This is a genomic window from Streptomyces sp. SAS_272, assembly GCF_052543235.1.
Genome location: NZ_JBMNDR010000010.1, coordinates 42920 through 63484 on the forward strand (window position 1 = coordinate 42920; position 20565 = coordinate 63484).

Annotated in this window: 16 protein-coding genes; 7 read left to right on the forward strand and 9 right to left on the reverse strand. The window is 72.7% G+C overall.

The annotated features are described in order from the left end of the window. Positions 1-78 precede the first annotated feature (78 nt). Positions 79-486, forward strand: coding sequence for a rodlin (locus ACN6LD_RS09475; protein WP_319191904.1), 408 nt, complete (start codon positions 79-81; stop codon positions 484-486). 119 nt (positions 487-605) lie between these two features. Here ACN6LD_RS09475 and ACN6LD_RS09480 read toward each other — a convergent pair whose 3' ends face one another. The 3 genes from ACN6LD_RS09480 to ACN6LD_RS09490 form a co-directional block, all read right to left on the reverse strand. Further along, positions 606-2099 carry a YfbK domain-containing protein gene (locus ACN6LD_RS09480; RefSeq protein ID WP_445042870.1) on the reverse strand — a complete coding sequence of 498 codons (1494 nt, stop codon included), beginning with the start codon at positions 2097-2099 and terminating at the stop codon, positions 606-608. Between the two features lie 140 nt (positions 2100-2239). Next, positions 2240-3094: an ABC transporter permease gene (locus ACN6LD_RS09485; RefSeq protein ID WP_319191908.1), complete on the reverse strand. Its 855-nt coding sequence runs from the start codon at positions 3092-3094 to the stop codon at positions 2240-2242. Continuing rightward, on the reverse strand, positions 3091-5736 hold the full coding sequence (locus ACN6LD_RS09490; RefSeq protein ID WP_445042871.1) for an alpha/beta fold hydrolase: 2646 nt from the start codon (positions 5734-5736) through the stop codon (positions 3091-3093). Before ACN6LD_RS09490 ends, ACN6LD_RS09485 begins: the two co-directional genes overlap by 4 nt. A gap of 331 nt (positions 5737-6067) precedes the next feature. On the opposite strand from ACN6LD_RS09490, the gene ACN6LD_RS09495 reads away from it, so the two are divergent. Beyond that, positions 6068-6922, forward strand: a complete 855-nt coding sequence (locus ACN6LD_RS09495) for a hypothetical protein (protein WP_319191911.1) — start codon at positions 6068-6070, stop codon at positions 6920-6922. A 93-nt stretch (positions 6923-7015) separates the two neighbouring features. Here ACN6LD_RS09495 and mmsA read toward each other — a convergent pair whose 3' ends face one another. The 5 genes from mmsA to iolC are packed head-to-tail and all read right to left on the reverse strand — an operon-like array spanning position 7016 to position 13082. Beyond that, positions 7016-8518: a CoA-acylating methylmalonate-semialdehyde dehydrogenase gene (gene mmsA / locus ACN6LD_RS09500; RefSeq protein WP_319191913.1), complete on the reverse strand. Its 1503-nt coding sequence runs from the start codon at positions 8516-8518 to the stop codon at positions 7016-7018. A gap of 14 nt (positions 8519-8532) precedes the next feature. Continuing rightward, on the reverse strand, positions 8533-10425 hold the full coding sequence (iolD, locus tag ACN6LD_RS09505; protein ID WP_445042872.1) for a 3D-(3,5/4)-trihydroxycyclohexane-1,2-dione acylhydrolase (decyclizing): 1893 nt from the start codon (positions 10423-10425) through the stop codon (positions 8533-8535). Then, positions 10422-11243, reverse strand: coding sequence for a 5-deoxy-glucuronate isomerase (gene iolB, locus ACN6LD_RS09510; protein ID WP_445042873.1), 822 nt, complete (start codon positions 11241-11243; stop codon positions 10422-10424). Before iolB ends, iolD begins: the two co-directional genes overlap by 4 nt. A gap of 7 nt (positions 11244-11250) precedes the next feature. Beyond that, positions 11251-12135, reverse strand: a complete 885-nt coding sequence (locus ACN6LD_RS09515; RefSeq protein ID WP_319191919.1) for a Cgl0159 family (beta/alpha)8-fold protein — start codon at positions 12133-12135, stop codon at positions 11251-11253. Continuing rightward, the gene (iolC, locus tag ACN6LD_RS09520) at positions 12132-13082 is read right to left on the reverse strand and encodes a 5-dehydro-2-deoxygluconokinase (protein WP_319191920.1); all 951 of its coding nucleotides are present in this window, start codon (positions 13080-13082) and stop codon (positions 12132-12134) included. The genes ACN6LD_RS09515 and iolC overlap by 4 nt, the downstream gene beginning before the upstream one ends. Before the next feature lie 174 nt (positions 13083-13256). On the opposite strand from iolC, the gene ACN6LD_RS09525 reads away from it, so the two are divergent. The 3 genes from ACN6LD_RS09525 to ACN6LD_RS09535 all read left to right on the forward strand — a co-directional run bounded on the left by ACN6LD_RS09525 (position 13257) and on the right by ACN6LD_RS09535 (position 16049). After that, a complete protein-coding gene (locus ACN6LD_RS09525; protein ID WP_057574569.1) occupies positions 13257-14174 on the forward strand; it encodes a sugar phosphate isomerase/epimerase family protein in 918 nt (305 codons plus the stop codon). A gap of 333 nt (positions 14175-14507) precedes the next feature. Further along, a complete protein-coding gene (locus ACN6LD_RS09530) occupies positions 14508-15341 on the forward strand; it encodes a helix-turn-helix domain-containing protein (protein WP_319191927.1) in 834 nt (277 codons plus the stop codon). A 507-nt stretch (positions 15342-15848) separates the two neighbouring features. Then, the gene (locus ACN6LD_RS09535; RefSeq protein ID WP_319191922.1) at positions 15849-16049 is read left to right on the forward strand and encodes a helix-turn-helix transcriptional regulator; all 201 of its coding nucleotides are present in this window, start codon (positions 15849-15851) and stop codon (positions 16047-16049) included. A gap of 149 nt (positions 16050-16198) precedes the next feature. On the opposite strand, the gene ACN6LD_RS09540 is transcribed toward ACN6LD_RS09535, so the two are convergent. Further along, complete coding sequence (locus ACN6LD_RS09540) at positions 16199-17242, reverse strand: zinc-dependent alcohol dehydrogenase family protein (RefSeq protein WP_445042874.1); 1044 nt, start codon at positions 17240-17242, stop codon at positions 16199-16201. Between the two features lie 315 nt (positions 17243-17557). On the opposite strand from ACN6LD_RS09540, the gene ACN6LD_RS09545 reads away from it, so the two are divergent. After that, positions 17558-17797 carry a heavy-metal-associated domain-containing protein gene (locus ACN6LD_RS09545; protein ID WP_319191924.1) on the forward strand — a complete coding sequence of 80 codons (240 nt, stop codon included), beginning with the start codon at positions 17558-17560 and terminating at the stop codon, positions 17795-17797. Between the two features lie 92 nt (positions 17798-17889). Next, positions 17890-20133: a heavy metal translocating P-type ATPase gene (locus tag ACN6LD_RS09550; RefSeq protein WP_445042875.1), complete on the forward strand. Its 2244-nt coding sequence runs from the start codon at positions 17890-17892 to the stop codon at positions 20131-20133. The last annotated feature ends 432 nt before the right edge of the window (positions 20134-20565 follow it).

Sequence of the window (20565 nt, forward strand, 5' to 3'; positions counted from 1 at the left end):
CAACCCCGGTCGGGGTCGGGGCGTTGTTGATCACGCGGCTCCTCCCCCGGTGCCCGCGCCTTTCGAAAGGGAACGAACATGAAGAAGCTGTGGGCATCCGCGGCCCTCGCCGCCTCGGTCGCCGGTCTCGCGGCCGTGAGCGCCCCGCAGGCCCTGGCCATCGGTGACGACAGCGGCACCACTTCCGCCAGCGGCAACGGCGCCTCGTCGGAGTTCGGCAACTCGGCCACCTTCGGCGACATGAGCCCGCAGCTCTCGCTGGTCCAGGGCTCGCTGAACAAGCCGTGCATCGGCCTGCCCCTCAAGGCGAACGTGGGCGGGGTTCTCGGCGCGCTCCCGATCACCGTTCAGGACGTCAACGTCCTGTCCTCCCCGCAGAACCAGCAGTGCGTGGAGAACAGCACCCAGGCCAAGGGCGACGAGCCGCTGTCGCACATCCTGGACGACATCTCCGCCCTCTCGGGCAACGGCGCGGGCAACGGCTGAGCCGCAGCCCGACGTACCGCGACGGCGGGTCACCGGTTCTCCGGTGGCCCGCTGTTTCGTGTGCCGCCCGGGGTGTGCGGGGGCGGAGACGGAAAGTCCGGGCGTCCGGGCGGGACCTCCTACAGGTCCAGGTGGTTCGCGTCGGCGATCGCCTCGGCCAGGGCGGTGACGTCCGCGTCCTCGGTCTTCTTCGCCAACGTGCGGGCTGTTTCCTGCAGTTCGGTCAGGTCGGGGGCGTCCGGGAGCGGGGTCTGCGGGCGGCGCAGAACGTCGGCGAAGTAGGCGGCCGTCGCCGTGACGCGGAAGCGGGCGGAGGCGTCGGCGAGGTCGTCGTGCAGGGCGCCGGTCTCGATCCGGCCGGACGTCTCGTGCGGGGTGCGGGTCTCGGGGTCGAGCCAGCGGACGGTGGCCGTGGCGAGGCGTCCGGCGGCGCCGGGCTTGACGCGCACGGCGTAGAGGGCGGTGACGGTGTGGCCGGGGCCCACCTCGCCGCCGTCGACGCGGTCGTCGCGGAAGTCGTCGTCGGCGACCCGGCGGTCGTCGTAGCCGACGAGGCGGAACTCGGCGACGGCGTCGGGGTCGAAGGCGACCTGGGCCTTGGCGTCGCGGGCGGTCAGGTCGACGTTGCGCGGGAGGTCGTCGCAGAAGACCTTGCGGGCGCCGGTCTCGTCCGACACGTAGACGGTGTGGCCGTCGCCCTTGTCCGCGAGGCGTTCCATCAGGGCGTCGCCGTAGTCGCTGCCGACGCCGACGCCGAAGAGGGTGACGCCGTGTTCGCGGCGGGCGGTGTCGATGCGTTCGAGGATCGTGTCGGCGTCGGTGTCCCCGGTGTTGGCGAGGGCGTCCGAGATCAGGACGACCCGGTTGGTGGCGCCCTTGCGCAGTCCCTCCACGGCGGTGGCGTAACCGGTCTCGACGCCGGCGCCGAGGTTGGTGGAGTCGGTGGGTTCCAGGCCGTCGACGGCTTCGTGGACACGGCCGCGGTGACCGCCGAGGCGGGTCATCGGCAGGACGGTCTCGGCCTCGCCGCTGAAGGTGACGAGGGCGACGGAATCGTCGTCGCGCAGGCGGTCGGTCATCGTGCCGAGGGAGGACTTGGCGAGGTCCAGACGGCCGGGTTCGCCCATCGAGCCGGAGACGTCGATGACGAAGGTGAGGGCGGCGGGCGGACGTTCGCCCTGTTGTGCGGCCGTACGGGTGGCGAGGCCCACGCGGACCAGGGACCAGCCGTCGTCGCCGGTGCGGGCGCCGTCGACGGTGACCGAGAAGCCGTTGCCGTCCGGGCGTTCGTAGTCCTGGCGGAAGCTGTTGACGAACTCCTCGGGGCGGACGGTGGCGGGCTCCGGACGGCGGCCCTCGGCGAGGGTGCGGCGGGCGTAGCCGTAGGACGCGGTGTCCACGTCGAGGGCGAAGGTGGAGAGGCGGTCGGAGCGTCCCTCGTCGCCCTCCTCGCCGGCGCGCGGTGCGCTCGGCGCGGGGAAGGCGTCGCTGTTGCGGGCCGCTCCGTCCGCGGCCTTGCTTCCGGCGGAGTCCTCGGCCCCGCCGCAGCCGGTCAGCAGCAGTGCCGCTGCCGCCGTGAAGGCGAACAGTGCAGGTGCCCGGTGGTTGTTCATGTCTGTGCCCCCTGTGTACGTCGACGTCTGTGACTGTGACGGGACAGGGGGCCGGAACGTGCGACACGGGGAGTTGCGGATGCGTCTCGAACAGAGCACGGTCACCGGCCGCCGAGACCGGCCGGTGATCCCCCGGTGACCTAGGAGACGACGTCCTTGCGGGCGAAACCGCGGAAGGCCAGGGCGAACAGGACCAGGGCGTATGTCACGGAGACGGCGGCGCCCTGGATCATGCCGGACCACTCGGGGGTGGGCTGGACGGCGTCGGCCCAGGCGAACTGCCAGTGCGCGGGAAGGAAGTCCCGCCAGTCGCCGAGGGCGGTGACGGCGTCCAGGACGTTGCCGACGATGGTCAGGCCGACCGCGCCGCCGACCGCGCCGAGGGGGGCGTCGGTCTTCGTGGAGAGCCAGAACGCGAGCCCCGCGGTGACCAGTTGGGAGACGAAGACATACCCGACCACGACCACCAGCCGCTGGGCGGCCGTGCCCGGGTCGAGCGCGCCGCCGGTGGGCAGCTCCAGCGGGCCCCAGCCGTAGGCCGCGCTGCCGACCGCGAGGGCGACGACCGGCAGCAGGACCATCGCGGCCAGGCTGAGGCCGAGGCCGACGACGAGCTTGGACCACAGCAGCCTGGCGCGGGGCACGGGGGCGGCGAGGAGGTAGCGCAGGGAGGACCAGCCGGCCTCCGAGGCGACGGTGTCCCCGCAGAACAGGGCGACCGGGATGACGAGCAGGAAGCCCGCCGACACGAACAGGTTGACCGCGGCGAAGTTGGCGCCCGACGCGGTCGCCGTGTCCATCAGGCTCACCTGGTCGTTGCGGCCGCCGGGCTCGCCGCCGATGGCGAAGGCGATCAGCAGGACGAACGGCAGGGCGGCGAGGATGCCGCCCATGATCAGCGTGCGGCGGCGCTTGAGCTGGCGGACCAGCTCGACGCGCAGCGGCAGGGTGCGGCCGGGCTGGTAGCCGGAGGCGACCTCGGTGAGCGTGCTCATGCGGAACCTCCGATCAGGGTGAGGAAGGCGTCCTCGAGGCGGCGGTGCGGGCCGACCGAGGTCACCGGCACGTCGAGCCGGACGAGTTCGGCGATCAGGCGCCGGGCGGTGCCGTCGGCGTCCAGCCGGATCAGCAGGCCTTCGTCGGCGGGGAGCGCGGAGGCCACACCGGGCAGCGCCGCGATCTTCTCGACGACCGGTTCGTCCACGGGGACGGCGGTGCCGACGAGGAGGGTGTCGCCGGAGCCGATGATCTCGGCGACCGGACCGGCCTGGACGAGCCGGCCGCGGTCCATGACCACGAGGTGGGTGCAGGACTGCTCGACCTCCGCCAGGAGGTGGCTGGAGACGATCACCGTGCGGCCGGCCGCCGCGTAGCGGATCATCACCTCGCGCATCTCGCGGATCTGCGGCGGGTCGAGGCCGTTGGTCGGCTCGTCGAGGATGAGCAGGTCCGGCAGGCCCAGCATGGCCTGGGCGATGGCGAGGCGCTGGCGCATGCCCTGGGAGTAGGTGCGCACCGCGCGGGCGAGCGCATCGCCGAGGCCGGCGATCTCCAGGGCCTCGTCGAGGTGGGCGTCCCCGGCCGGACGGCCGGTGGCCCGCCAGTACAGCTCGAGGTTCTCCCGGCCGGTCAGGTGCGGCAGGAAGCCGGCGCCCTCGACGAAGGAGCCGACGCGGGAGAGCACGGGGGCGCCCGGGCGGATGGCGTGGCCGAAGACGCGGATCTCGCCGCCGTCGGGCGTGATCAGGCCCATCAGCATGCGCAGGGTCGTCGTCTTGCCGGCGCCGTTGGGACCGAGCAGTCCGAGGACCTGGCCCTTCTCGACCTGGAAGGACAGTTCGCGGACGCTGTAGCGGTCGCCGTTCGCGTACTTCTTGCTCAGGTCGGTGATCCGCAGCGGGACCTCGGCGAGCGCCGGGTCGGGGGCGGGTGCGGCGGTGCGGCGGCGGGCCGTCAGCAGCAGGGCGAGCGCGAGCGCCGCGCCGGTGAGGGGGAGCCACCAGACCCAGGACGGGAGGGGTGCGGCGGCGGTCGTCACGGCCGGGGCGGTGGGGACCTTCAGGTCCCCCTTCATCGACACGGTGTACGTCGCCGGGGCCATCGGGGAGGCGTAGCCGAGGTCGGTGGAGGCGAGGACCAGGCGCAGCCGGTGCCCTTCCTCGACCTTGTGGTCGATCGCGGGGAGGGTGATCGTGACGTCCTTGCCGGCCTCGGCGCCGTCGACGCGGACCGGGGCGACGAGTTGGGAGGGCAGCACCTGGCTGCCGCTGCCGCCGACGTCGTAGACCTTGGCGAAGAGCACGGCGGTGCCGGTCGTCGACTTCACGTGGACGGTGACCGTCGGCGAGCCGGTGACCCGCAGGTCGTCGGCGAGCGGCGCGGAGTCGAAGGCGGCGTACTGGCCGGGGAAGTCGAGGGAGACTCCGACGCCGAGGGCGGAGAGCCGGGAGAGGCCGCCGCCGCCGAGGCCGGGCAGGGCGGACACGGCGGGCGGGGTGGCTCCGGGCGGGTTGACGAAGGACTGCTCCTCGCGTCGGCCGGTCAGCGCGAAAGCGCGGTCGCCGTGGGTCAGACCGGGGTAGGCGTCCGCGCTCGCGCCCCGGAGCCGGGCGGCGCCGTCGGTGGAGTCGACGCCTCCGGTGCGGGTGACGCGGAAGGCCGGGCCGGTGTCGGCCGACTTGTCGTCCTTGAGGTAGCGGTCGAACCAGGAGGCGACGCGGGCCTGGACGCGGGCGGCCTCCATGTCGCCGCCGTCGTGGCCGCCGGAGATCCAGTCGACGTCGACGGGCGCGCCGTTCTTGCGGATCGCCTTCTCGGCGGCATCGGACTGGGCGAGGGTGAACAGGGAGTCGGTCTGGCCCTGGAGGAGGAGGGTGGGGACCTTGATGCGGTCGGCGACGGCGGACGGCGAGCGTTCCTCGAGGAGCCGGCGAGCGGCGGCGTCCGGGACGCCGGACTCGGCGACGCGCTCGTACATCGCGGCCAGCGCGGGTTCGAAGCGGGCGGCGCCGCCACCGGTGTTGAAGAAGACGCCGGCCCACAGCTTCTTGAACACGCCGTCGGGGAACAGGGCGTCCGCGAGGTTCCAGTAGGTGATCGCCGGGGCGATGGCGTCGACCCGGTCGTCGTGTCCGGCGGCGAGCAGGGAGACCGCGCCGCCGTAGGAGGCGCCGGCCACGCCCACGCGCGGGTCGCCGGGCTTGTCGAGCCGGACATCGGGCTGCTTCGCGAGCCAGTCGATCAGCCGGGAGACGTCGGCGACCTCGCCCTTCGGGTCGTTCAGCCCGATCCTGCCGGTGGACTCGCCGAAGCCGCGCGCGGACCAGGTGAGCACCGCGTAGCCGTCGCGGGCGAGCTGCTCGGCCTGCTGCCGGACGTCGTCCTTGCTGCCGCCGAAGCCGTGCGCGAGGAGGACGGCGGGGCGCCGGCCGGAGCCGCCCGCGGTGAAGTAGGAGGTGTCCAGGCGTACGCCGTCCACCGCCATGACCCGGTCGGCGCGGTGCACCGCGGGCGTGTCGTCGTCGGAGGCGACGGCCGTCCAGGTACCGGCACCGGCGAGTACGACCACGGCGGCCGCGGCGGCGAGGAGCCGTCGCGCCCGCCGTGGTCCTCGCAGACCGGGCAGTCGAAGATCCATGCTTCAACCGTACGGGGTCAACCTGTCGTGGAGTTGTCGACCGCAGACCGAACTCGGCGACCTCCCCGGGGCGTACGCGGCCGTGGGGGCATACCGCGGACGCGGTACACGCGGGCCGGGTCCTGTCCGTCCCCGGGACGGTCGGCAGCCGGCGGGCGCCGTCTCGGCAGAGCGCGGACGGGCCGGATCCGTCGGGCCGTTCGGGTCGCTCGGCGGGCGCCGGGACCGCGGGGCTCCCGGCGCGAAAGTGGGGCGACGTCCGGCATCCGGACGTGTCAGTGTGACCCATTAGGGTTCGGGGATCACAGACGACGCACAGGGGTGGGGACTCATGAAGGCGAAGTACGCGGGGGCCTGGACGGCAGTCGCTCTGGCGGCCCTGGTCACGACGGCCGGGTGCGGCAGCGAGACCGCCAAGGACGCGGCCAAGGCCGTGGACGGCACGGACGCGATCATGGCGGCGCTGGGCCGGGCGACCGACCGCACCGAGCAGCTCGGTTCGGCCGAGGTGAAGATGACCACCTCCATGGGCACCGGCGCTCCGGTCGCCATGGAGGGCACCTACTCGTGGGGCGACGGGTACGCCTTCGACGTCCTGATGGACACCGCGGCCGCGCAGATGCAGCAGCTGCAGGACGCTCCGAAGACGCGCATGCTCTTCGTGGACGGCGCGTACTACTACGACGTCGACCCGCAGGCCGCCGGCCCTCTCAAGGGCAAGGAGTGGATGAAGATCGACAGCTCGGCCGTCTTCGGCACGCAGGGCGCGCAGGCGCTCAGCGGCAGCAACGGCAGCCCGTCGGCGTCCATGAAGGGCCTGAAGTACGCGGACGACGTCGAGAACCTCGGCTCGGAGAAGATCAACGGCAAGACCACCACGCACTACCGGGCCGTCATCGACCAGGCCGGGATGGGCAAGTTCAAGAAGGCCTACGGCGACAAGGACAACCTCTTCGGCTCGCTCACCGGCGGCGCCTCCTCGATCACCATGGAGGTGTGGGTCGGCCCCAAGGACCTGCCGGTCCGCATGATCCAGGAGATCGGCGCCATGAAGGTCACCATGGACTTCGAGAAGTTCGGTCAGACGGCCCCGGTCAAGGCGCCGCCGGCCGCGCAGACCGGCGACCTCACCGAGGCGGTCAAGGCGGCCGGCGGTGGCTCCGGCGCCGGCTCCACCACCGGCTGACGTCCACGCCACGGCCGCCGGTCCACGCCGTCGGCCGGCGCACGGCGACGCCCTGCCCCCCGGACGGGGCAGGGCGTCGCGGTGTGTGCGGGATCAGTGGTTGCGGGGGAAGCCCAGGTCCACGCCCGCCGGGGCGTCGGCCGGGTCGGGCCAGCGGGTGGTGACGACCTTGCCGCGGGTGTAGAAGTGCGTGCCGTCGTTGCCGTAGATGTGGTGGTCGCCGAAGAGCGAGTCCTTCCAGCCGCCGAAGCTGTGGTAGCCGACGGGGACCGGGATCGGGACGTTCACGCCGACCATGCCCGCCTCGACCTCCAGCTGGAAGCGACGGGCCGCGCCGCCGTCCCGGGTGAAGATCGCGGTGCCGTTGCCGAACGGCGAGGCGTTGATGAGGGCGATGCCCTCGTCGTAGGTGTCGACGCGCAGCACGGTCAGCACCGGGCCGAAGATCTCGTCCTGGTAGGCCTTCGCGGTGGTCGGCACCTTGTCGAGGAGGGAGATGCCGATCCAGTGGCCGTCCTCGAAGCCGTCGACGGTGTAGCCGGTGCCGTCGAGGACGACCTCGGCGCCCTCGGCCGCCGCGCCCGTCACGTAGGACGCCACCTTGTCGCGGTGGACGGCCGTGATGAGCGGGCCCATCTCGCTCGTCGGGTCGTTGCCGGGACCGATCTTGATCTTCTCGGCGCGCTCGCGGATCTTCTCCACGAGCTCGTCGCCGATCGCGCCGACGGCGACGACCGCGGAGATGGCCATGCAGCGCTCGCCCGCCGAGCCGTACGCGGCGGAGACGGCGGCGTCGGCGGCCGCGTCCAGGTCCGCGTCCGGCAGGACCAGCATGTGGTTCTTCGCGCCGCCCAGCGCCTGGACGCGCTTGCCGTTCGCGGAGGCGGTGGTGTGGATGTAGCGGGCGATCGGCGTCGAGCCGACGAAGGACACGGCCTTGACGTCCGGGTGCTCCAGGAGACGGTCCACGGCCACCTTGTCGCCCTGCACGACGTTGAACACGCCGTCCGGGAGACCGGCCTCGGACAGCAGCTCGGCGATCTTCAGCGAGGCCGACGGGTCCTTCTCGGACGGCTTCAGCACGAACGTGTTGCCGCAGGCGATCGCGATCGGGAACATCCACATCGGGACCATCGCCGGGAAGTTGAACGGCGTGATGCCCGCGACGACGCCGAGCGGCTGGCGGATGGACGCGACGTCCACCCGGCTGGCCACCTCGGTCGACAGCTCGCCCTTCAGCTGCACGGTGATCCCGCAGGCCAGGTCCACGATCTCCAGGCCGCGCGCGACCTCGCCGAGCGCGTCGCTGTGCACCTTGCCGTGCTCGGCGGTGATCAGCTCGGCGATCGCGTCCCGGTTCGCGTCGAGCAGCGCCCGGAACGCGAACAGGATCGTGCTCCGCTTGGCCAGCGAGGAGGTGCCCCAGGTGGCGTAGGCGTCCTTCGCGGCCGCGACCGCGGAGTCGACCTCGTCCACCGAGGCGAACGCGACCTTCGTGGTGACGGCGCCGGTCGCGGGGTCGGTGACCGGCCCGAACGAACCCGACGCGCCTTCGACGGTCTTGCCGCCGATCCAGTGGTTGACGATCTTCGTCATGACCGAGTGCTCCTTCACAGATGGCGGCGTCGGGTAGAGACGTGCCGTTCGTACAGCTCACGTGCCTTCACCGCGGACGGTCGCGTCGCGGTCTCGGCCACAGGTACATCCCACCAGGCCTGCGCGGGCGGCGGGCCCGACACAGTGTCGGCCGTTTCGGTCTCGACGTAGACACATGTGGGAGTGTCGGCGCGCCGCGCCTCGGCGAGGGCTTCGCGCAGTTCGCGGACGGTCTTCGCGCGCAGCACCCGCATGCCGAGGCTGGCCACGTTGGCGGCCAGGTCGACGGGCAGCGGGGCGCCGGTGAAGGTGCCGTCGTCCGCGGTGTAGCGGTAGGCCGTGCCGAAGCGCTCGCCGCCCACCGACTCCGACAGACCGCCGATGGAGGCGTAGCCGTGGTTCTGCACGAGCAGGATCTTGATCGCGATCCCCTCCTGCACGGCCGTCACGATCTCGGTCGGCATCATCAGGTACGTGCCGTCGCCGACCAGCGCCCAGACGTTGCGCTCCGGTGCGGCCAGTTTCACGCCGATCGCGGCGGGGATCTCGTACCCCATGCAGGAGTAGCCGTACTCCAGGTGGTACTGGTCGCGGGAGCGCGTCCGCCACAGTTTGTGCAGGTCGCCGGGGAGCGAGCCGGCGGCGTTGATGATCACGTCCGACTCGTCGGCGAGGGCGTCCAGCGCGCCGAGCACCTGCGGCTGCGTCGGGCGGACGTCGGGCTCGTCGGCCTCGTAGCAGGCGTCGACGCGCTGCTCCCAGCGTTCCTTGTCCTCGGAGTACGCGGTGACGTAGACGTCCGCGACCCGGTGCCCGTGCAGACGCAGGGCCTCGGTCAGCTCGCGAAGGCCGCTGCGGGCGTCCGCCACGAGGGGCAGGCCGGCGAGCTTGTGGCCGTCGAAGGAGGCGATGTTGAGGTTGAGGAAGCGGACGCCGTCACCCGCGAACAGGGTGTTGGAGGCGGTAGTGAAGTCGGTGTAGCGGGTGCCCACGCCGATGATCAGGTCCGCCGTGCGGGCCAGCTCGTCGGCGGTCGCGGTGCCCGTGTGGCCGACGCCGCCCACGTCCTGCGGGTGGTCGTGACGCAGCGAGCCCTTGCCGGCCTGGGTGGAGGCGACGGGGATGCCGGTGGCCTCGGCGAACTCGGCGAGGGCCTCCTCGGCGCGGCTGTGGTGGACGCCGCCGCCCGCGATGACCAGGGGGCGTTCGGCCGACCTGATCGCGCGTACGGCCTCGGCGAGTTCGACGGGGTCGGCGACCGGGCGGCGGACCGCCCAGACACGCTCGGCGAAGAACTCGTCCGGCCAGTCGTAGGCCTCGGCCTGGACGTCCTGCGGCAGGGCGAGGGTGACCGCGCCGGTCTCCACCGGGTCGGTGAGGACGCGCATCGCCTGCAGCGCCGCCGGGATCAGCGCCTCCGGGCGGGTGATCCGGTCGAAGTACTTCGACACCGGGCGCAGGCAGTCGTTGACCGACACATCGCCCGCGTAGGGGACTTCGAGCTGCTGGAGCACCGGGTCGGCGACCCGGGTGGCGAAGACGTCGCCGGGCAGCAACAGGACCGGCAGCCGGTTGACGGTGGCGAGGGCCGCTCCGGTGACCAGGTTGGTCGCGCCGGGGCCGATCGACGTCGTCACCGCGTGGGTGGACAGCCGGTTCGACTGACGGGCGTAGCCGACGGCCGCGTGGACCATCGACTGCTCGTTGCGGCCCTGGTGGAACGGCATCTCGTCGCCGTACTCGACCAGCGCCTGGCCGAGGCCCGCGACGTTGCCGTGGCCGAAGATGCCCCAGGTCGCGCCGATCAGCCGCTGCCGTACGCCGTCGCGCTCGGTGTGCTGGGCGGCGAGGAAGCGCACCAGCGCCTGGGCGACCGTCAGCCGCGTCGTCGAGGTCTGCGCCGTCATCGGTAGCCCCCTGTGCTCTCTACGTGGTCGGGGTGGAAGCAGATCCGCCACTCCCGGGTCCGCCCCGGTCCCGCCATGACGTTCAGGTAGTACATGGCGTGCCCGGGCTGGGCGACGGCCGGTCCGTGCCAGCCGTCGGGGACGAGCACGGCGTCGCCGGAGCGCACCTCGGCGAGGACGTCGGCGCCGCCCTCCCGCGAGGGGGACACCCGCTGGTAGCCGAAGCCGTTCGGGCCGTCGATCTCGAAGTAGTAGATCTCCTCGAGCTCGGCCTCCTCGCCCGGCCGGTACTCGTCGTGCTTGTGCGGCGGGTACGAGGACCAGTTGCCGCCAGGGGTGACGACCTCGACGGCGATCAGCTTGTCGCAGTCGAAGGCGTCGGCGGAGGCGAAGTTGCGCACCAGACGGGCGCACGTGCCGCTGCCGCGCTCTTCGACGGGGACCTCCGGCGCGGGGCCGTAGCGGGCGGGGAGTCGTCGCTCGCACTTCGCTCCTGCCAGGGCGAAGCGGCCTCCCGCGCCGGAGGCGATCTGGACCCGGGCGTCCCGGGGAACGTACGCGAAGTCGGATACCGACGCGAACACCGTTTCCCGGCCCAGGAGTTGGAACTCTTCTTGATCTGTGCGCACGGTACATCCGCCTTCGAGGGGCAGCACGATCCATTCGCTGTCACCCGTGTCGAAGACGTGCCCGCCGCCCGGCTCCAGCTCGACGACCCGCAGGCTGCAGTAGTCCCAGCCCGCTCGTGCGGGATCGATGTCGAGCGCGTAGCCGGCGTGCGCGGTGGTCCCGCGCGCGAGGTACAGGTCGTTGCTCATGCGGCCCTCACAGCAGTCCGACGGCGGTGTCCACGGCGGCGGCGACGTCCCCGTCCGCCGGGTACAGCAGCGAACGTCCGACCACCAGGCCCTGAACGGTGGGCAGTTGCAGCGCCCCGCGCCACTTCTCGTACGCGCCGTCCTGGTCGTCGCCGACCTCGCCGCCCAGCAGGACGGCGGGGAGCGTGGACGTCTGCATGACCTCGGCCATGTCGTCGGGGTTGTCGGTGACCGGCACCTTCAGCCAGGTGTAGGCCGATGTGCCGCCCAGCCCGGAGGCGATGGCGATCGACCTGGTGACGGCCTCCGCGCAGAGGTCGTTGCCGAGCCTGCCGTCGGGGGTGCGCCGGCTGATGAACGGCTCGACGAAGAGGGGGAGTCGGCGGGCGGCCATGTCGTCGACGGCGCGGGCGGTGGTCTCGAGCGTGGTGAGGGAGCCCGGGTCGTCGTAGTCGATGCGCAGCAGCAGTTTGCCCGCGTCGAAGTTGAGCCGCTCGATGTCCTCGGCGCGGTGGCCGGTGAAGCGGTCGTCGAGCTCGAAGGCGGCGCCCTGGAGGCCGCCGCGGTTCATGGAGCCCATGACGACCTTGCCGTCGAGGGCGCCGAGCAGGAGCAGGTCGTCCAGGATGTCGGCGGTCGCGAGGACGCCGTCCACGCCGGGGCGCGACAGGGCGAGGCAGAGCCGTTCCAGCAGGTCGGCACGGTTGGCCATGGCCAGCTTGCGTCCGCCGACGCCGAGCGCGCCGCGGGCCGGGTGGTCGGCGGCGACGATCATCAGCCGCCCGGAGTCGCCCAGCAGCGGCCTGCGCGGGCGGCGGGCGGCGGCCTCGGCGATCGCCTCGGGGCGACTGCTGCGCAGACGGACGAGTTCGGAGACGTCGACGGTGGTCACAGGACGGCTCCCGCCTCGATCGCCGCGGCCACTTCGTCCGGCGTCGGCATCGCCGAGGAGCACTCCAGCCGGGAGGCGACGATGGCGCCGGCGGCGTTGGCGTGCCGCATGGTCTTCTCCAGGTCCCAGCCCGCGAGCAGGCCGTGGCAGAGGGAGCCGCCGAAGGCGTCGCCGGCCCCGAGGCCGTTGAGGACGTTCACCGGCAGCGGCGGCACCTCGGCGGACCCGCCCTTGTTGTCGACGGCGAGGACGCCCTTGGGTCCCTGCTTGACGACGGCGAGCTCGACGCCGGCGTCCAGCAGCGCCTGCGCGGCGGCCCGCGGCTCGCGCACGCCGGTCGCCACCTCCACCTCGTCGAGGTTGCCGACGGCGACGGTGGTGTGCTTCAGGGCCTCGGCGTAGAACGGGCGGGCGGCCTCGGGGTCGCTCCAGAACATCGGGCGCCAGTCGAGATCGAAGACCGTGGCGCCTGCCTTGTCGCGGTGGGCGAGGGCGGCGAGGGTCGCGGTCCGGCTGGGCTCCTCGCTCAGGCCGGTGCCGGTGACCCAGAAGACGCGGGCCTCGCGGACGGCGTCGAGGTCGAGCTCGTGGGCGTCGATCTCCAGGTCCGGCGCCTTGGGCTGCCGGTAGAAGTACAGCGGGAAGTCGTCCGGCGGGAAGACCTCGCAGAAGGTGACGGGCGTCGGCAGGCCGGGCACCGGCGTGACCCAGCGGTCGTCGACGCCGAAGCCGCGCAGGGCCTCGTGCAGGTAGGCGCCGAAGGGGTCGTCGCCGGTGCGCGAGATCACCGCCGTGGACCGGCCGAGACGGGCCGCGGCGACCGCCACGTTGGTCGCCGATCCGCCCAGGAACTTCCCGAAGGACGTGACCTGCGGGAGCGGGACGCCCGTCTGCAGCGGATAGAGGTCCACCCCTATCCGCCCCATGGTGATCAGGTCGTACGCCATCGACTTCCCTTCGTGTCGGTCGTCCCCGTGACGCCGCTCGCGGCATGTTCTCGGCACACGTCCCGTTTCGGCTCTCAGGCTTTGTAGCCCCGCACGGCGGGCCCTGTCAATGTTTTGTCCAGACATTCGGACCAGGCCTTGACACCCCTACGGTGAGACCGCACTCTGACGGCCATGACGTCGTTGTCACCTCAGTCCTCACTTTCCCGCATCCGGATCGGATCGGCCCCCGACAGCTGGGGCGTCTGGTTCCCGGACGATCCCGCCCAGGTCCCGTGGCAGCGCTTCCTCGACGAGGTGGCGCAGTCCGGCTACGAGTGGATCGAGCTCGGCCCCTACGGGTACCTGCCGACCGACCCCGCCGTCCTCACCGAGGAGACGTCCAGGCGCGGCCTGAAGGTCTCGGCGGGCACGGTCTTCACCGGCCTGCACCACGGCGAGGCCGTGTGGGAGAAGACCTGGGCGCACGTCGCCGACAACGCGGTGCTCGCGCAGGCGATGGGCGCGAGGCACCTGGTCGTCATCCCGTCCTTCTGGCGGGACGACAAGACCGGCGAGGTGCTGGAGTCCGACACGCTCACGCCCGAGCAGTGGCGCAACCTGACCACGCTGACCGAACGGCTCGGGCGGGAGGTGCGGGAGCGCTACGGCCTGCAGATCGTCGTCCACCCGCACGCCGACACCCATGTCGACAGCGAGGAGAACGTCGCCCGGTTCCTGGACGGCACCGACTCCGACCTGGTGTCGCTGTGCCTGGACACCGGCCACTACGCCTACTGCGGCGGCGACAGCGTCAAGCTGATCGAGACGTACGGGGAGCGCATCGGCTACCTGCACCTCAAGCAGGTCGACCCGGAGATCCTGGCGGACGTGCGCGCCAAGGGGACCCCGTTCGGGCCGGCCGTGGCTCAGGGCGTCATGTGCGAGCCGCCCGCGGGCGTGCCGGCGCTCGGGCCCGTGCTGGAGGCGGCGCAGAAGCTGGACGTGGACCTGTTCGCGATCGTCGAGCAGGACATGTACCCGTGCGCCCCGGACACCCCGCTGCCGATCGCGCAGCGCACGCGGGCGTTCCTGCGGAGCTGCGGGGCCTGAGACGGGTCCGCGCGACCCGCAAGGCCCGGTCAAGCCCCGCCAAGCCCCGCCAAGCCCCGTCAAGGCCGGTCACAAGCCCCGTCAGGCCCCGTCAGGCCCCGTCAGGCCCCGTCGGTCCCCGCCGGGGTCAGGGCGGATCAGAGCGGATCAGGGCGGGCATGCGGCACCCCTGGCGGTGCCGCGCACGCTGGAGCACCATAAGCACCCATGGCTGCACGGGTGGTACGCACCCGGTCCGGACAAGGGCCGGGCGGGTCCTGGGAGTTCGTCACCGCGTTTCCTCATCCACGGCTGCGGCCGGGGGTGATGAGCTATCGCGGGATCCGGCTCGCGATGCCCCGGCCCCGGCGGCGCCTCGAGGCGCCCATCGGGGCCTCCACCCTGCTGCTGGGGTTCGACGAGCCGGTGCGCATCTGGCGGGCGGGGCAGGAGCCGGAGACCCGCGCCTGCGTGTACTGCGGGCCCACCACCACGCCCGCCGTCGGGGAGCACTGCGGACGGTTCTCGGGCATCGAGGTGCTGCTGACGCCGTGGGCCGCGTTCGCCCTGTTCGGGACACCGCAGCACGAGCTCGTCAACCGCACGGTGGATCCGGACGAGCTGCCGCACAGCCTCGGCTCGCCCCTCGGTGAACTCACCGCCGCCCTGGCCGCGCTGCCGTGCTGGGAGCGGCGGTTCGCGCTGCTCGACGACACGTTCGACCGCTGGCGGCAGGCGGCCGTGCCGGGTTCGGAGCGGGTGGCGCGGGCCTGGTCGCTGCTGGTGCGCACGGACGGCGCGCTGCCCGTCCCCCGGCTGGCCGAGGAGGTCGGCTGGAGCGTACGGCAGCTGGAGAGCCGCTTCCGTGAGCAGATCGGGCTGGGCCCGAAGGCGGCGGCCCGCGTGCTGCGGCTGCAACGGGCCCGGCGGCTGCTCGCCGAGGGGCGCAGCGCGGCGGAGACGGCGGCGCTGTGCGGCTTCTACGACCAGGCGCATCTCAGCGGCGAGTTCAAGGCGATGACGGGCTGCACGCCGAGGCAGTTCGCGCAGGCCAGGCGGCTGCCGGAACCGGTGTCACCGGTCGCGGACCGGATGAGCGGCGAGGCGACCAGCCTGCTGCTGCCGACGTCGGCCGGAGGTTGGTCCGGACCGGGTGCGCATTTTTCCAAGACCGGACGCATTGGCTGAATACAGGCTGGGGTCCTGCCAGTTGAATCCGGTCGTTCCGGTCGAACCGGCCGATCAGACCCATGCGGTTGCTCCGGCCCATGGGCGGATCGGGCCGGTCCGGCCGACGGGGACGTGCCGGGGGGATGGCGGGGAACGGGGTCGGGCCGGGCCTGTCGCAGCGGGCCCGGCCCGTCTCCTGTCGAGACGGGGACGGCCCAGGCCACGGGCCAGGCGACCGACCCCGAGACCGGCCCGGCCACCGGCATCGGCGACCGGCCGGCGATCGGCGGGCGCGCCCCTCGCGGGCCCATGCACGGCATTGCGTCACTCGTGTCACAAAAACCCCCTTCCTGTCACACATGTCGCGTGTACGCGGGTCCTGTGTCACACGCGGTCAACAGCCGCCTCCGCTCGGTAAGCGGGCCTCGTTCACGGGGCACAGGCTCGTTGATCGCCAGCGCAGCGCCCGGCTCCCCCCGGCGGCCTCCCGGCCGCCGCCCCGCGCGCGCAGGGAAGGTGCGGCTCATGACCGACCGAAGGCTCTGGTCCTACAAGGAGATCGCGGCGCACATCAGGGTGCAGCCGGACACCGTACGGTCCTACCGCAAACACGGGCTGCTGCCCCCGCCCGACCAGGTCGAGGGCGGCAAGCCCTACTGGTACGCCGACACCGTCCGCGCCTGGGTCGCCTCCCGCCCGGGCAACCGCGGCCGCAGACAGGACTGACCCCTCAGGGGGAGAACCCCGACGTCGCCCCCCCGTGCCCCACCCGTGCCGTGGGGCACGGTGCTTTCCGGACGCCGCCGGAGCACCCGGCCCGGAGCAGCCCGCGCCGGGCCCCGGAGGGGCGGACGCCGCACGTGTCTCCGGTCCGCTCAGGTCCACGGCTCGACGACGGTCATTCCCGCACCCGGGCTCGCCCCCAACGCCGCCAGCGCCGCCGGAGCGGCGTCGAGCGTGATGGCGGACGTCACCAGCAGGTCGGGGCGCAGCACGCCCGACCGGACCAGTTCCAGCAGCTCCGGGTAGGCGTGCGCCGCCATGCCGTGGCTGCCCAGGATCTCCAGCTCCAGGGCGACGGCACGGGCCAGCGGCACCGACGTCATGCCGTCCGCGGAGGGCAGCAGGCCGACCTGGACGTGACGGCCCCGGCGGCGCAGGCCGTTGACCGAGGCGGCGCAGACCGCCGGGGAGCCGAGGGCGTCGAGGGAGAGGTGCGCGCCGCCGCCGGTCAGCTCACGGACCGCCTCGGCGGTGTCCGGCACGCCGGTCGCGTCCACGCACTCCCCCGCGCCGAACGTCCGCGCCAGCTCCAGGGCGTGCGGCGAGACGTCCACCGCCACCACCCGCGCCCCGCTCGCCGCCGCGATCATCACCGCCGACAGGCCCACCCCTCCGCAGCCGTGCACCGCCACCCACTCCCCGGCCGCGACCCGGCCCTGCTGCACGACCGCCCGGAACGCGGTGGCGAACCGGCAGCCGAGGGAGGCGGCCGTCGCATAGGACAGGTCGTCGGGGATCACGACCAGGTTCACGTCGGCGTGATCCAGGGCCACGTACTGGGCGTAGGAGCCCCAGTGCGTGAAGCCGGGCTGGGTCTGGCGCTCGCACACCTGGTGGTGGCCTGCCGCACAGGACGGGCAGCTGCCGCAGCCGCACACGAAGGGGACGGTGACCCGGTCGCCGGGCCGTCGGAGGGTGACCAGCTCGCCGACCTGCTCGACGACGCCGGCGAGCTCGTGACCCGGCACGTGCGGCAGGACGATGTCCGGGTCATGGCCCATCCAGCCGTGCCAGTCGCTGCGGCACAGGCCGGTGGCCTCCACCCGCACGACCACTCCATGAGGGGCGGGCCGGGGGTCGGGCACCTCACGCACCTCGGCCGGCTCGCCGTACCGCTCGAAGACCACCGCTCGCATCCGCGCTCCCGTCGCCGTACCCGTCGCCGTCTCGTCGGCGGGTACATCGTCGCCGGGCGGCCGGCGCGGCGAGCACGCGGGTGGGTCCGTGCCGCCGGGGGGCCTCCGATCGGCGGCCGGCCGGACCGCGGAACGACGACCTGCCGCATTGCGGAACGACGACGGCCGGGCCACGGAACGCCGGGGGCCGCACGCAACTGCTCGGGCGGCGTGTCGGCGGCCCTCCTTTGGTAAATACCCCCTAGGGGTATACTCTCGACAACGGCGGGCCCTGGCGACCCCGCCCGCCCCAGCCGCCTCTGCGAGGAGAACGACATGACCGCTGCAACCGATACCCCGGGCTCCGTCACCACCGTCTACAAGGTGAGCGGCATGAGCTGCGGCCACTGCGAGGGCGCCGTCTCCGGCGAGCTCTCGGAGCTCGCCGGTGTCACCTCGGTGAAGGCCGTCGCCTCGACCGGCGAGGTCACGGTCGTCTCCGCCGCCCCGCTCGACGAGGAGGCCGTGCGCGCCGCTGTCGACGAGGCCGGCTTCGAGCTGACCGGCCGGGCCTGAGCAGCGCTTCCCCATCCCGAGGCATCCACCGGGCCGTGCCGACCAGCTGATACTGGTTCCGTACGGCTCGGTCCGTTTCCTGGAGTTCGGACATGACCAGCACCGCCACCTCCGCCGAGTCCGCGATAGCCGCTCCCCCTTCCGAGGTCGAGCTGCTCATCGGCGGCATGACCTGCGCCTCCTGCGCGGCACGCGTGGAGAAGAAGCTCAACCGCATGGACGGCGTCACCGCCACGGTCAACTACGCGACCGAGAAGGCGCAGGTCAGCTATCCGGCCGGCGTCGAGGTCGCCGATCTCATCGCGACCGTGGTGAAGACCGGGTACACGGCCGAGGAACCCGCGCCCGAGCCCTCCCCGCAGGACGCCGGCGACGCTCCGCGGGACCCCGAGCTGACGGCCCTGCGTCACCGCCTCCTCGTCAGCGCTCTGCTCGCCGCCCCCGTCGTCCTGCTCGCGATGGTCCCGTCCTTCCAGTTCGACAACTGGCAGTGGCTCTCGCTGACGCTCGCCGCCCCGGCGGTGGTCTGGGGCGGCGCGCCGCTGCACAAGGCGGCCTGGACGAACCTGCGGCACGGCGCGGCCACCATGGACACCCTGGTCTCCGTCGGCACGCTGGCCGCCCTCGGCTGGTCGTTGTGGGCGCTGTTCTTCGGCGACGCGGGGATGCCCGGCATGCGGCACCCCTTCGAGCTCACCGTCTCCCGATCCGAGGGCGCCTCGACGATCTATCTCGAGGTCGCGGCGGGCGTCACCGCCCTCATCCTGCTCGGCCGCTATCTCGAGGCCCGCTCCAAGCGGCGCGCGGGAGCGGCTCTGCGGGAGCTGATGGAGCTGGGCGCGAAGGAGGTCGCCGTGCTGCGGGACGGGCGCGAGGTGCGGATTCCCGTCGACCGGCTGACGGTCGGGGACCGGTTCGTCGTGCGGCCCGGGGAGAAGGTCGCCACCGACGGGACCGTCGTGCAGGGCACGTCCGCGGTGGACGCCTCGATGCTGACCGGCGAGTCCGTGCCGGTGGACGTCGCACCGGGCGACGCCGTCACCGGGGCCACCGTGAACGCCGGCGGCAGGCTGGTCGTCGAGGCGACCCGGATCGGCGCGGACACCCGGCTCGCCCGGATGGCGCAGCTGGTGGAAGAGGCCCAGACCGGCAAGGCCGAGGTGCAGCGGCTGGCCGACCGGATCTCCGGCGTCTTCGTGCCGGCGGTGCTGCTGATCGCGCTCGCCTGTTTCGGGGGCTGGCTCGTGGCGACGGGCGACACGGTCGCCGCGTTCACGGCGTCCGTCGCCGTGCTGATCATCGCCTGCCCGTGCGCGCTGGGGCTCGCCACGCCCACCGCGCTCATGGTGGGCACCGGGCGCGGCGCGCAGCTCGGCATCCTCATCAAGGGCCCGGAGGTCCTGGAGTCCACGCGCCGCGTCGACACCGTCGTCCTGGACAAGACCGGCACCGTCACCACCGGCCGGATGACCCTCCAGGACGTGCATGTCGCCGACGGCGTGGACGAGCGGCTGCTGCTGCGCCTCGCGGGCGCCCTCGAGCACGCCTCGGAGCACCCGGTCGCCCGGGCGGTGGCCGCCGGCGCCGAGGAGCGGGTCGGCGAGCTGCCGGCGGCCGAACGGTTCGAGAACGTGCCCGGGCGGGGGGTGCGCGGGCTGGTGGAGGGCCGCGAGGTGGCCGTGGGGCGCCTCTTCGAGTCCCTGCCCGAGGAGTTGGCGCGCGCCAAGGACGAGGCCGAGCGGAACGGCATGACGGCCGTCGTCGCCGGATGGGACGGCGTGGCGCGCGGGGTGCTCGCGGTCGCCGACGCGGTCAAGGAGACCAGCGCCGAGGCGGTGCGGGAACTGCGGGCGCTGGGGCTCACGCCCGTGCTGCTGACCGGGGACAACCGGACGGTCGCGGAGGCGGTCGCCGCGGCCGTCGGGATCGACCGGGTCGTCGCCGAGGTGCTGCCGGAGGACAAGGTCGACGTCGTGCGGCGGCTGCAGGACGAGGGGCGGGTCGTCGCCATGGTCGGGGACGGGGTCAACGACGCGGCCGCGCTCGCCACCGCCGACCTGGGACTGGCCATGGGGACGGGCACCGACGCGGCGATCGAGGCGAGCGATCTGACGCTGGTGCGCGGCGACCTGCGGGTGGCCGCGGACGCGATCCGGCTGTCCCGGCGGACGCTCGCCACGATCAAGGGGAACCTGGTGTGGGCCTTCGGCTACAACGTGGCCGCGCTGCCGCTGGCCGCGGCCGGTCTGCTGAACCCGATGATCGCGGGGGCGGCGATGGCGTTCTCGTCGGTGTTCGTCGTCACCAACAGCCTGCGGCTGCGCGCCTTCCGGTGAGGACCGGACCGTACCGCCGAGTAGGCCCAGGCCTTTCGACAAGACCCCTGGAGTCCTGCCCGTACCTCACATAAGCTCTTCACAAGGCTCGCGCATCATCCTTACGCTTGGGCCCCGATCGCCGTATCCGTTCTCTTGCGCATCTAACGGACATATGCAAGAGACACAGATCACAGTGATGCGAACGAAACCATCGAAGGGCTTCGAAGGTCTAAGTTGACGATGTCAGGAAGCGTCTTGGGGGGCGTGCCCTGACGTCTGAGGATGTCTTGGGGGACTTCCTCAGAGATGCGTTGCCGGGGCACGCACACCGGGAAGCTTTGAGCGGCCCTCCCAGCGTGCGCTGTCCCGGCAGACCGCACACTGCGGTAGTACGAGCAGTTCTGCTCGTTCTGCTCAACCGCAGGCACAACAACCGCAGATCGTAACGAA

Bases quoted from the DNA above. Each gene is read 5' to 3' on its own strand.
- ACN6LD_RS09475 (WP_319191904.1), top strand. From the start codon at position 79: ATGAAGAAGCTGTGGGCATCCGCGGCCCTCGCCGCCTCGGTCGCCGGT.
- ACN6LD_RS09480 (WP_445042870.1), bottom strand. From the start codon at position 2,099: ATGAACAACCACCGGGCACCTGCACTGTTCGCCTTCACGGCGGCAGCG.
- ACN6LD_RS09485 (WP_319191908.1), bottom strand. From the start codon at position 3,094: ATGAGCACGCTCACCGAGGTCGCCTCCGGCTACCAGCCCGGCCGCACC.
- ACN6LD_RS09490 (WP_445042871.1), bottom strand. From the start codon at position 5,736: ATGGATCTTCGACTGCCCGGTCTGCGAGGACCACGGCGGGCGCGACGG.
- ACN6LD_RS09495 (WP_319191911.1), top strand. From the start codon at position 6,068: ATGAAGGCGAAGTACGCGGGGGCCTGGACGGCAGTCGCTCTGGCGGCC.
- mmsA (WP_319191913.1), bottom strand. From the start codon at position 8,518: ATGACGAAGATCGTCAACCACTGGATCGGCGGCAAGACCGTCGAAGGC.
- iolD (WP_445042872.1), bottom strand. From the start codon at position 10,425: ATGACGGCGCAGACCTCGACGACGCGGCTGACGGTCGCCCAGGCGCTG.
- iolB (WP_445042873.1), bottom strand. From the start codon at position 11,243: ATGAGCAACGACCTGTACCTCGCGCGCGGGACCACCGCGCACGCCGGC.
- iolC (WP_319191920.1), bottom strand. From the start codon at position 13,082: ATGGCGTACGACCTGATCACCATGGGGCGGATAGGGGTGGACCTCTAT.
- ACN6LD_RS09525 (WP_057574569.1), top strand. From the start codon at position 13,257: ATGACGTCGTTGTCACCTCAGTCCTCACTTTCCCGCATCCGGATCGGA.
- ACN6LD_RS09530 (WP_319191927.1), top strand. From the start codon at position 14,508: ATGCCCCGGCCCCGGCGGCGCCTCGAGGCGCCCATCGGGGCCTCCACC.
- ACN6LD_RS09535 (WP_319191922.1), top strand. From the start codon at position 15,849: ATGACCGACCGAAGGCTCTGGTCCTACAAGGAGATCGCGGCGCACATC.
- ACN6LD_RS09540 (WP_445042874.1), bottom strand. From the start codon at position 17,242: ATGCGAGCGGTGGTCTTCGAGCGGTACGGCGAGCCGGCCGAGGTGCGT.
- ACN6LD_RS09545 (WP_319191924.1), top strand. From the start codon at position 17,558: ATGACCGCTGCAACCGATACCCCGGGCTCCGTCACCACCGTCTACAAG.
- ACN6LD_RS09550 (WP_445042875.1), top strand. From the start codon at position 17,890: ATGACCAGCACCGCCACCTCCGCCGAGTCCGCGATAGCCGCTCCCCCT.